Origin of the sequence: Vibrio sp. 10N.247.310.24, assembly GCF_041467175.1 — a bacterium.
Lineage (GTDB): Bacteria > Pseudomonadota > Gammaproteobacteria > Enterobacterales > Vibrionaceae > Vibrio > Vibrio tasmaniensis_A.
In genome coordinates this window covers 1-11,637 of the sequence record NZ_JBFSUD010000112.1, presented here as the reverse complement: position 1 = coordinate 11,637, position 11,637 = coordinate 1, and the positions used below count along the sequence as shown (strand labels likewise).

At 41.7% G+C, this 11,637-nt stretch carries 8 protein-coding genes; 2 read left to right on the top strand and 6 right to left on the bottom strand.

The window, feature by feature from the left end:
* Positions 1–25: 25 nt before the first annotated feature.
* From AB6E08_RS21400 to AB6E08_RS21375, 6 genes are all read right to left on the bottom strand, one after another.
* The gene (locus tag AB6E08_RS21400) at positions 26–406 is read right to left on the bottom strand and encodes a TetR/AcrR family transcriptional regulator (protein ID WP_372160248.1); all 381 of its coding nucleotides are present in this window, start codon (positions 404–406) and stop codon (positions 26–28) included.
* Between the two features lie 346 nt (positions 407–752).
* Positions 753–1,148, bottom strand: a complete 396-nt coding sequence (locus tag AB6E08_RS21395) for a phosphate ABC transporter substrate-binding protein (protein WP_009846438.1) — start codon at positions 1,146–1,148, stop codon at positions 753–755.
* 11 nt (positions 1,149–1,159) lie between these two features.
* Positions 1,160–2,410, bottom strand: coding sequence for a hypothetical protein (locus AB6E08_RS21390; RefSeq protein ID WP_122046838.1), 1,251 nt, complete (start codon positions 2,408–2,410; stop codon positions 1,160–1,162).
* Positions 2,411–2,422: 12 nt separating this feature from the next.
* Complete coding sequence (locus AB6E08_RS21385; RefSeq protein ID WP_009846436.1) at positions 2,423–4,042, bottom strand: methyl-accepting chemotaxis protein; 1,620 nt, start codon at positions 4,040–4,042, stop codon at positions 2,423–2,425.
* A 103-nt stretch (positions 4,043–4,145) separates the two neighbouring features.
* Positions 4,146–5,351, bottom strand: coding sequence for an EAL domain-containing protein (locus AB6E08_RS21380; protein ID WP_012603664.1), 1,206 nt, complete (start codon positions 5,349–5,351; stop codon positions 4,146–4,148).
* Positions 5,348–9,640, bottom strand: a complete 4,293-nt coding sequence (locus tag AB6E08_RS21375) for an ATP-binding protein (RefSeq protein WP_372065147.1) — start codon at positions 9,638–9,640, stop codon at positions 5,348–5,350. The genes AB6E08_RS21380 and AB6E08_RS21375 overlap by 4 nt, the downstream gene beginning before the upstream one ends.
* Positions 9,641–9,860: 220 nt before the next feature.
* On the opposite strand from AB6E08_RS21375, the gene AB6E08_RS21370 reads away from it, so the two are divergent.
* A complete protein-coding gene (locus AB6E08_RS21370) occupies positions 9,861–10,133 on the top strand; it encodes a hypothetical protein (RefSeq protein ID WP_009846433.1) in 273 nt (90 codons plus the stop codon).
* Positions 10,134–10,152: 19 nt separating this feature from the next.
* On the top strand, positions 10,153–11,517 hold the full coding sequence (locus AB6E08_RS21365) for a hypothetical protein (RefSeq protein WP_009846432.1): 1,365 nt from the start codon (positions 10,153–10,155) through the stop codon (positions 11,515–11,517).
* Positions 11,518–11,637: the final 120 nt, after the last annotated feature.

Here is an 11,637-nt window from a genome sequence, read left to right as displayed (position 1 = left end):
GCTGATCAGATCGTAGGTTCTTGATTTAGTTCCATTGAATTACGCAACAAAGCCGAGTCTTATTGTAGGTGTAACCAAACTTAGACTCTTTAAGGCGTTGAACATTTTCGTAATTGTATGAACTTCCGCCAAAAGTGAATAGTAAAAAGATGTTAGGCGAAGCTTCCCAAAACTCGATAAGTTCAGAAAGTAAGTGTTGTAGTTGTATTCCATCCACTCTCTGATACTTTGAGAACTGATCTTGAAAACGACTTGTATGCTCTTCGATGAGCTGATCAAACAATTGCTCTTTGTTATTAAAGTAATAAAGAATTAACGCGGGGCTTACACCCGCAGACTTAGCAATAGACCGAATTGAAACTTTACTATAAGGCTGAGAAATAAATAGCTTTTCTGCTGAGCTCAAGATTTTTGTTCTTTTGTCATTTAGCATCAGATTGTATCCTCACCTATTTGTTTATATTACCCGCGCATTCTATAACTCAACCAAATAATCTCAACATGCCCATTTTTATATCAAACAAACTAAATGAATAAAAATATAAAAAATTTGGATTTTTTAGAAAATAGAGCAAAAAGCAACCAGCAAGATTGCCTTATTAAACAATAAGATAGGGAATTGACAAGCGATTGTAAGCGGTAAGTAAGAGAGTTCGAGCAGTATGTAAGCCAATGTAAGAGTGGCGCCCTATTAGAGCGCCACACGAAAAGCCTTTACTTTGCAGCTCAAGCTTTTATTTTATAGCTCAAACTTAAAGCTTTAGAAGAACCTTAACTGAGCTATCAACTAAAGAGTCATCGATATAAGCAATTTTGTTTGAAGAGCTAGCGACCATGTCTTTCGCTAAGCTTTCTTGACCTACAGCTTTAGGTGGTTGACCTTTACCCGTAAATACTCGCTTTGCCCAGTAAGCTTGAAGCTGTGCTTCTGTCTTCTTTGTAATTGCTTGGTGAAAAGTACCCTTAAGTGGGTGACCGTCTTCCAAGTCTACCGCTTCAATCTGTAGAGACTTTGCTTTACCTAGATACAGTTTTTTAACTGTTGAAGCGTCAAGCTCATTCATTGATGGGTTGCCAACAACAACCAAACCAGCGAAAGCGTTCATGCTGCTAAGAAGAGCAGCGGCTACCAATGCTTTTTTAAACATAATTCTCTTCCTTAAAATACCGCGTCAACTTTAACTGTGTACAAGATGTTGTCTTCGTTCTTGTAAGATGCGTTAACACCACCATTAGTTGAACCGAAGTTGGTTAGGTAGCTAACATCACCTTTCAGCGCGATATTAGGCATAAAGTCCCAACGAGTACCGATGCTGTAAGTTGTGCGTTGGATATTCATGTTGCTAGAGATAGCGGCTGCAGAGCCGAAAGCATATTTAGTAGCAGCACTTGGGTTCTTAACCATGTTTACGTATTGACGTTTAACCTGGTTGTTACGTTCTGCATCGTCTGTCGATTCCATGTGCGCTACAGTTACGTAAGGCGTGAATTCGTTCACACGGTAAGCCGTTGTCAGGTAAGCAGAATCTACATCGTGATAGAAACCTTCAACCGTTGTACGAGTAACTTCTGAAACTAGCGATAGGTTACCGTTGTCGTATCGACCACCAACACCGTAGAACTTCGCTTTCTCATCGTTAAACGTTGTGTTTAAAATAGGTGGCTTATTCTTAACGTTCCAGTTTGTTGTTGAGCTTACCACTGCTTGAGCGTAAACCGTACGTAAAGTCCAAGTGTCGTCTGTCCAGTTGATCACACCACCAGCGATGTCATCAAACTGCGTATCAGCATTGTAGCTATGCTTAGACGCTGAAAGCTTTTGTGAACCTACGAAACCTTGGAATGATACAGTGCTGTCGTCTAACTCAACGTCATAGATGAAATCACCACCAGTAAGTGACGTAAGAACCACAGAACCATAAACTTCACTAGGAACGCGAACGCTTGTTTGAGCGTAACCCACTTCTAGGTAGTCAGAGTACATGAACAGAGGAAGACGTAGCTTACCGCCACGGACTGTCAAATTTGGTGTTACTTTATGGCTTAGAAATGCCCACTCAACATCCGGTGTCCAGTTTTCTTTCTTGTTACCGCGAGCAACCATTTGCACTACAGCTGAAGTAGAGTCGTTAACTTCAAACTCACCTTGCAAACCAATTAGAGAACCTTCATCAAAGCGTACTTTGTTTTGTGACTTCATGAAACCATGGCTATTGTTACCAAGTTGCATGTTCAAAGACGCAAAACCATTGAAGCTAAATTTATCAGCGACTGAATTTAGTTCTTTTGCTTCAAGAATAGCGACCTTGTTCTCAAGCTCAGCCAATTTTTGCTCATCTGTAGCGTGTGCAGCGAATGAAGTCGCAAGTGCTACCGCTAACGGCAATAAGCGAAAAGAGGAGTTAGTCATTGTTGTTCTCCGTTATACTTTAAATTGTGATGTTGATTTACTCAGCTCTGTAACGATACCACTCAGTTGGTGACTTAGAGCTTCGAGTTGATCTGTCGACTGAGACACTTGATGAGAGCACTGTCTAAAATCATCCATATGGGTGTGGATTTGTTTTGAAGCACGAGCTTGATGCTCTGTAGTACTTGCAATTTGTTTGTTGAGCTCGGTAATTTCTTCTACCTGGCCACTAATTTCTAATAGATAGTCACCCGCGTTTTGCGCGTCTCCAACCGCCTGTGACGAGCTCGCTAAGCCTTGGTCCATAGCGCCAACAGCAGCGTTAGAGCCGGACTTAAGGTCGACCAACAAGGCATTAATTTCTGTTGCGGATTGTTGAGTATTGTTCGCTAACACGCGCACTTCGTCGGACACAACAGCAAAGCCTCGGCCATGTTCACCAGCTCGCGCAGCTTCAATTGCAGCATTTAGTGCTAACAAATTCGTTTGCTCAGCGACACTTTGTATTGTGTTTAGTATTGAGCCAACATTGCTTGCATTCTGATCGAGTTCTTTCAACTTACAGGCCGTATCACGGATGTTTGTCGCAAGCTCTTCAATTTCTTTACTCGTTTTAAGAACCACTTGTGTTCCTGTTTGAGCACTAGAATTGGCTTTTTGAGCTTGAGAATCTGCATGCGATGCAAAGTTAACAACTTGTTCTATGAGGTCGATGATGTTATTGACCGCCTCGGTAACCTCTTCGATGTGATCACGTTGAGTGCTATTTAGAGCCAAGGTTTGATTCGACTCGCTACGAATCTTGTCGCTGACAACCTCAAGCTCGTGTCCAATGCTTAACGTACTCGCGATAATGCCTTGTAGCTTTTCAATGAATTGATTGAAACTCTCAACAAGCGTTGATATCTCATCTTTTCCTGCGTAGTCGATGCGTACCGTTAAGTCACCATCCCCAGTCGCAATCGCCTTCATCTTTTCTGTCACAAGCAATATTGAGCTAATAACCGATTTGAATATTGCGTAACCAACCGAAATCACAGAGATCAAAAAGAACACACCTAACCAAATAGATTGATTCGCAGCGTCGTTTGCGGCTTTTTCAGAGTGCAAGATAGTGTCTACGACCTTCTGACTCGCGGATGCACGTAACGTCTCGCTTAACGCAACTAATGAATCATATTCAGTGCTAAGTTGGTTCGCTCTGGAGGTCAGGCTCTCGAAAGAGTCATTGAGATTAATAAAATCTTCGCTCAGCGCGTACGCAGAATCCGTGTACCTTGCTAGTTGTTGTGACAGTTTATTAAAAGCTGTCGCTTGTGAAGGTAAAACATCGGCACCACGACTCGCTTCAACTTGCAGTTCAGAAGAAATTTGACGTGCAAAATCGAGAGCTTGCTCATCTTCCATCACGACAGCAGCTTCGAACTGTTGCTTCACGTTAGGTAAAAGAGAATATATTTTCGTCGCATGCTCAAGTGCAGGGTAGTAACTTGACTCTAACTGCTTTAGGCGCTGACTATTATCATTATGAATAAAGACATTTATTGAGATAATGGCAGCTAGGCTAAGAGATATTATTGAGAGCAGTACAATAAACTGTACTTTAATGTTGATATAGCGAGACAATAGCATAAGGTTTTTTCATTAGCGCTGGTTGTGGCTGATGGTAACGTTTGTTCATATTTAATAGCGAACACATTCACTAAACAAATTTACCGTTATGTTCAAAGCCCGCTTATTTAATTTCTTTAATTAAGTTCAGCTCTTTAATTTTGCTGTCCCAGTCTTCTTTCCACTCTAATAGTTTACGAGCGGGCATTGGACGAGCGATAAAATAGCCCTGAACCAATGTGTCGACATTACTGATTTCACGAATGTCCATCCAAAGAGAATGATCCTCAACCCCTTCAGCAACCGTACTCAGTTCTAATAAGTGAGCCAAGTAGAGAGTAGCGCGAACAATGGCATGGCTTGAACGACTGCTCTGAATGTTTTTCACAAAGTCGATATCCAGTTTCAGTGCTGAAAATGGCAGGTCATCTAATTGCTTGAGTGAAGAGTAACCTGTTCCAAAGTCGTCAATCGCCAGGGGAATACCGCGCATGCATATCCTCGTGGTGGACGCTAAAGCAAGAGCGACACTTTCAACTAAATCAGATTCTGTTAATTCCAATTTTATCTGCTCTGTCTCAAGTTCACCTTGGTCGATCAAAGCGAAGATATAATCAACAATATCACCGTCAATAATATCTTTAGCTGTCAGGTTTATTGCAAATCTCCGCTCTCCGAGAAATGACTTCTCATTGATCGCTTGATTGATTAAATACTTCATCACCTCTCCCATTTTTCCTGACTCAAGTAACCGAGACAAAAAGAAAAAAGGGCTGAGTACGCCATAACGAGGGTGCTGCCATCGAATTAGCGATTCACTTTCTCGCCATTCACCACTATGGATACACACTATCGGTTGGTAATAGAACATAAACTCTTGGTTGCTTACCGCTTTTGCTATGTCTTCATCCGTAATAACGATGTCGCTATTAGAATTAGAAGCAGCCGCTTCTTTTGTAGAGTTAAGGTTAATTAACTTTGACAGCGACTCTTTTGCTATTGGCTTCTCAAGAACACCAAGCAAATTCAGGTTAAACGCTTTACACATCTTCCTTGCGGCATCGAGCACTGTTTTGCTTTCCGCACTTGTGATGATGATATTGCCTTGAAAATCGGCCTCAGCAAGGCGTTTTAGGAGTTCGATACCATCGATCATCGGCATATTCAGATCACATAAGATCAAATCGACAGAAGAGGCTTCAATAAACTCTAGAGCCTTATATCCACATTCAAAAGGTTGGACATTTTCCATACCCAAACTCTTTAAAACCATCCCCATTACATTCAATTGAAAAGGGTGATCTTCTATCACTACAACATGCTGGTTCATGGTAGCTCCTTAAATGGTTTGATTGATTCTGAACAATAAGTCTTCAATTGGTTCGTCAGCTGTTCGAGGTTATCGTAATGTGCTTGAATACCATCTAAGTCACTTAAGGAGACCAATTCCATTGTTTGCAATTGATTGGCAATGTCCTCTGTGCCTACCATTTTTGCAGCTCCCTTCATCTTATGAGCTACCTGTTTAATGGCTTCGAGATCTCGCTGTTCACACGCAGCTTGAAGCAGAGGCATGTCAGCTTGATGGCTCTTGATAAAGTCAGTGATGATCTGCATGACGAGATCTTGGTCACCAAACAATTCGGTTAAGTTGGCGAGATCAATCGGAGCAGAGCTCGGCTCACTTTTAGGCTCCGAGGAACTAATACAAGGCTTATCGACAACAGATTGCACCTTATCAAGATGTTTGATTATGGTGTCGCCAATCACCCTTAATTTGGTTGGTTTTGATAAGAAGTCATCCATACCAATCTCAAAGCACTTATCATTTTCGCCTTGCACAGCGTTTGCGGTTAACGCAATGATCGGAAGACGAGGTTGGTTTTGGGTCTGCTCTTTTACTCGGATCTGCCTCGTTAATTCGTAGCCATCCATCTCAGGCATGTGGCAATCGGTAATTAGCAGCCCATAATCTTCATTATCTAAGGCAACAAGTGCTTCCTTGCCGTTATCTACCATGTCGGCATGGAAACCTAATTGCTCAATTTGTTGAAGAATTATCTGTTGATTGATTGGGTGATCTTCCGCTATTAAGATAAGTCTTTGATTCTGTTTGGCAGACTCGCGCGACTCAGTACTCAATTTCAGATTATTATCATCTTGGACAACATCTTCCACAAACGCAGGACAGTTGTGCAAACAGTGCATCAACTGCGAAGGCAACAATGGGTTTGCTGACAGATTCCAGCCCAATTTGCATGGCGCCGGCGAAAGCATTCCTTGTTCACTGACACAAATAAACTGCACGCTTTCGGCGAACGTATCAATGCTCTGATCTAGCTCATGAGGAATAAACACAAAATCAGGCTCAATGGTATCGACCCAGTGTGCGAGCTCTTTAGTCACCTGAACATTCTTTGAGATAACCTTAATACCCCAAGATGTTAGATAGTTCTCTAATTCAGATTGCTGCATGAACGTTTTGGTAAGTAGCGCCACCTTGCCATTCATGTCCGCCCTGTTATTTTCAGCGAGCGTTTTAAGCGGCAGCGTAATAGAGAACGTTGAACCAATGTTGATCTTACTCGTTACGTTAAGACTCCCACCCATTTGTTCAATGAGTTGCTTCGAGATAGTCAAACCAAGGCCTGAACCACCATATTTCCTCGTGGTTCCTTCATCGGCTTGAACAAAAGGTTGGAATAGGTTTCGAATGTGTTCTTCACTGATACCGATGCCACTGTCAAACACCTCGAAACAAATTTGTTGCTGTTCACCATCCAGGTCGAGTAACTTTGCCGCTAAACCTACGGTTCCATATTCTGTAAATTTAATGGCATTGCTCAACAAGTTATTTAAAACCTGTCCAATACGAATATCATCCATTAAGACTAAATCATTCAACTCAGGGTCTAACCAAAATTTGAACTGTAACCCTTTGGCGTGAGCTTGCCTCGCCTGCAACTGAGTCACTCTAAGAGTCAATGTATCTAGACTTGCAGGCTGATAATCTAGGGTCAGCTTACCGGCTTCAATCTTCGAGAAATCGAGTATATCGTTAACAATATGCAGTAGGTTATTCGCAGATTGGCTCAGCGTTGTATGGATTTTTTGAACTTCATAACCAACTTCATATTGCTCTGACAATTCCAACAAGCTAACAATCCCTCCCAATGGAGTGCGGATTTCATGACTCATGTTTGCCAAAAATCGAGACTTGGCCTCTGTGGCAGCGATAGCACTTTGTCTTGCTTGTGTTAGCTCTTCTTGCTGTTGTTTTAGCTCAGTGATATCAGTAAGAACAGAGTCCCATTCATAATAATCACCAAGATCAGAAATCTTACTCTGCAAATTGAGCCATCGGTTTTGGTTATCAATATTCACTCCAATATCGAGGCTTAGTTTTCCCTCTTTATTTCCACTACGTACCTTCTTAATTAAGGTTCGACGATCCTGAGCATTAAGCGGTGCGAAAAAACTAATTGGAGAGCGGCGCAATTGAGCAGGAGTAAGCCCTAAAAGCTCCTCTACCCCATTACTAATAAAGACGAATTCAATATCGTGAAGACTTCGTTTGGGCTGAATATGCTGTATAACCGCGCCATGCAAATTGTTCGCCAGTTTCTGTACTCGGTCATCGGCACTTTTTGCAATTTTTTTCGCTTCGTAAAGCTCAGTAAGATCATCAAGAATGGTCACTGAGCCTTCGATATTCCCGTTGGAGATATAAGGGCACTTCCAATACGCGTAGTGTTTACTGCCTTGCGGCGAAACGACTTCTTTTTCTAAGCGAGGCAAAACAACCCCGTGATGGATCATTGTGTCTTCATCGGAGTTATTAACGATGGTTCCTTCGATTAAATCAAAACCAGTAAGCTGCTGCGCGGCACTGTTCAGACTGATTATCTGGTTATCCAAGTTACGCACAACAATAGGAAACGGCATTGCGTCCAACAATGAACGCTCGAACTCCACTTGATGTTTGAGAGCGGATTCAGTTCGCTTTCGATCTTCAACTTCACGTCTTAGTTTCCAGCTCCATGCCATTACAAGCATAATGAGCACCGATGCTACAGAGATTAAAATGGCAGCACCCAAGATAACATCTGCCGTATCCACGCCTGATTCATAAGACACATCCAACCAATGCTTCTTGATCTGCTGATACTTGTGATGAGGTATGGCGAACAGCGCTTTGTTAATAATATTGTTCAGCACTTCTTGGTCGGCTTCGACACTGTAGGCGACTGGAATATCGTTGTCTTTAGATAGCAGGCTTGTTACGCGTAAGTACCCTGAATACTGGCCCTGTAATAGAGGAGACGCTAAATAGAGCGAAAGCATCGCTGAGTCTACCTCTCCTGTATCCACGGCATCGAGCAAAAGCAACTCAGAGCTATAGGTCTTAATTAGGCAAGCCTCACAATAGCGTTTCACAAGCTCTATTCCGACACTGTCGTTTATAGTTCCAATAACGGAGCTCTTCGTTAACTCACCGAATACCGCCAATTTACTCGTATCACTTTTACCAACCAGTGCCCACGGCTCAACCATGAAAGGCTTAGAATAGAGGTGATGCTCATCGTCACCAGTAGAAGGTGTCGCCTTAGTATGAATTACTGGAAGAGAAACTGGATGAGCTTGGTTGCCCTGTAAATCGAGGTCGTTGTCGTAAATAAAGTTTAACCCCGTAAGTCGGGATATTTCACTCAATATATCAATCGAAATACCATCAGGCTTACCTTCACTATTCATGAAAGATATAGGCTTAGAGTCTGCCGTCGATGATACATATATGTTCGGATTAAGAAGAAGGAACTGCTGTTCTTTTTCAGTTAATAGCAGCTTGTTTTTACTAACGACTAACAGAAGACGCCTTTGTATTTCGTTCAACCACTTTTTGCGAATATTAACAAGCTTGCTTGAGTTATCTTGGTTTATAGCGTTATTGATAATACCCAGCAACTTCCTATTTTCAGGCGTATCCAGTAAGGCAATAACATAATTATTTAAGGGTAAACCATCATGTAAGTTGACCGACAAAAATAACTCATAGGGGCTATTCATTAACTTGTTGTGCAGTAACACTCCATCATCAACAATGGCTAACGCGTTCTCTCGAGCTACAGCAGCAATCGCGGTTTGATAGGATGAATATGACTTAAAAGAAGAAAATGGGAGAAGCGATTTCACAGAAGACGCGTTACTCGAGTCTTCAAAATAAGCCAGGTTTCGTCCCTTCATTAATAAGTGGCTTTCAATAGGCTCACTACTTAGGCTAACCATTCGACTAGATAAGATAGGTTTAGAGTAAATAACACCGCTACTAGAAACATTTTGTTCAGCCGTAATAATGGCATCAACTTGTTCAGTTTTAAGTACGTTATTTAGATCCGACGGAGAATGAAAACCGACAAACTCCAAGCCATTCAACTCACGCTCTGCATAGAAACCGGTCAATTCAGGCAATAATCCCGAAACCTCCCCCTCTTGGACAACAACGTACGGAGAAAATCCTGAGGTTTGAACTCCGATGGTAATCGAACCACTAGCCTTAACGTAAAAAGATACGGAAGAAGCCAGGATAATTAGAGAAAGTAGATTAAAAGCGCGGAACATGAATAACCTAGAGTTTTATTAATTAGTGCACCTTATATCTTATTCACAGTCTCGACTCACCAATTTGCACTGAACAATATGGAACTTCTGTTTAACGCAATCGGTTGCTCCGTTTTGGCAGTATGACTTATAAAATGAATTGTAAGCAGTTGATACAAAGCTTAATAACCCAATCAGCTACTAGGTTGGTCTCCCCGATGTTATATGAGGTCCCATAACAATGATTAAATTTCTACATATCAGTGCAATTATATTACCTATAGCTTTGATCGGCTGCGGGGGAGATAGTTCAAAAAAATCAACCACCACTTCAAAGCCTAAAACCCAGCAAGTTACCGCGACTAAATCTACTCTAAACCAAAAACTGAACAAGGTAGATTTGCAATCAAAAAAACTGAGCTCAGAAGGCGTTAATACGATTATGAACTTGCCTGTCGGAAAGACGAGCCTATCTATCTCTACACCGACCAAATTCAGTCAAGTTAAACAATAGATATTGAAGGATTAGTATTATGAAAAAAACCGTTTTAGCTTCAACCATTTGTATAAGCCTATTCTCTTCGTCTATCGTTAACGCCCACTACAATGGTGCTCATGAAGTCGGTGAGAACATGCGTAGTAGCATTGATGAAATGATTACAACTAAGCTTAAAGCGTCATTTTTTGACTCTGCTGCGCTTTATATGGACGCAACAAATGTTAAGCAATTAAAAACCTCCCCAACTGGATTGCTAACATCTTTGACTACGGGTTCGCAGAACACGGAACTTCCGTTGGAAACTAGACAGGAGTTGATCGACGCATCTCAAGAAGTCGGCTTTGTCGTTGACTACTTGAAGAAAAACCCTAAGACACAAGGTGTCGATAAAGAGGTGATGGATTTCTGTATTGCAGAAAACGTAGAAGCGAAGAATTGGCCGGGTATTGATTATGTTGTCGATCAATACGGCACAAAAAATGGTATCACTACGCTCCCCGTCTCTATTATCTATTTCGCATCCAAAGGCGAATGCCAAGATCCAAATGATTGGGCACCCAAGTTAAATCAGAGCACCGCAAAATCAGAATTTGAATCCTCAATTCCCCAAGAGATCATTGCTTACAGCTCAAACGTAGGTAACACTGGCGGTGAACTCGTCTTCATTCTTGAAAACAGTTATAACTTCAGTGACGAGCCCGAAGAGCAATTTGAGTCTTTTACTTTCTATCAAACATCAAGCGATGACACTCCTGGAACAGGTCTGTTTAGACGTACTCAAGTTAATAAAAACTCCTCAGATCCTACGCAAGCGTATTCAAAGTTTATCAACGTGGCATGTCAGGACTGTAATAGTGACAACGAGAAGTTTAAAGTTGAGAGCCGCGCCGAGTCTGGCTACGGTACAGTGTCAGTCGCTTCAAGTGCTGTCGAATCTGGAGGCAAATTAATTCCTGGTTTCGTAAGTGAAGATTCAACCGAAACCGAATACTTTGTTCAAGTAAACTATGAGACAAAGGCCCCTAACAAGGCTACATCTCTATTCGTTGATGCATTCAAATTCGAAGATTCCCTGATCCATGGCCGTTACTATTACGATGGTTTTAAAGGTGTGAAGTTCAGTGCTGAAGAGTTACAAACCGCGAATTTAATTGCTGAGTATTCCCTAGCTCATCCCCTAAGCTTAAACGGGCTATCGGTAGTGGAAACCAACGGTGTTCTAACGAATAACTCTTACTCACTACAGGTAAAATCAAATAACTCGGTCATTGTTGCTCCAGTAACCGTGACGGACGCAGAAGATATTCAATTATTAAATGAGATATCTAAGGTTACAGCAGAAGCTATCAATTACGACAATAGCGATGTGACGATTGCTGATTGGAATAAAATATACTAATCAGATCATTAGTTACGATTGTTCGCAAGGCACTGCCTACTTTCCTTGCACTAAGCCACTCAGTCGAGTTAACACTGATCATTTAAGCATTTTCCTGATCAGTTGAACGATCCTACAGAT

Coding starts and splice junctions, on each gene's coding strand:
- AB6E08_RS21395 (WP_009846438.1), bottom strand. CDS start 1,148: ATGTTTAAAAAAGCATTGGTAGCCGCTGCTCTTCTTAGCAGCATGAAC.
- AB6E08_RS21390 (WP_122046838.1), bottom strand. CDS start 2,410: ATGACTAACTCCTCTTTTCGCTTATTGCCGTTAGCGGTAGCACTTGCG.
- AB6E08_RS21385 (WP_009846436.1), bottom strand. CDS start 4,042: ATGCTATTGTCTCGCTATATCAACATTAAAGTACAGTTTATTGTACTG.
- AB6E08_RS21380 (WP_012603664.1), bottom strand. CDS start 5,351: ATGAACCAGCATGTTGTAGTGATAGAAGATCACCCTTTTCAATTGAAT.
- AB6E08_RS21375 (WP_372065147.1), bottom strand. CDS start 9,640: ATGTTCCGCGCTTTTAATCTACTTTCTCTAATTATCCTGGCTTCTTCC.
- AB6E08_RS21370 (WP_009846433.1), top strand. CDS start 9,861: ATGATTAAATTTCTACATATCAGTGCAATTATATTACCTATAGCTTTG.
- AB6E08_RS21365 (WP_009846432.1), top strand. CDS start 10,153: ATGAAAAAAACCGTTTTAGCTTCAACCATTTGTATAAGCCTATTCTCT.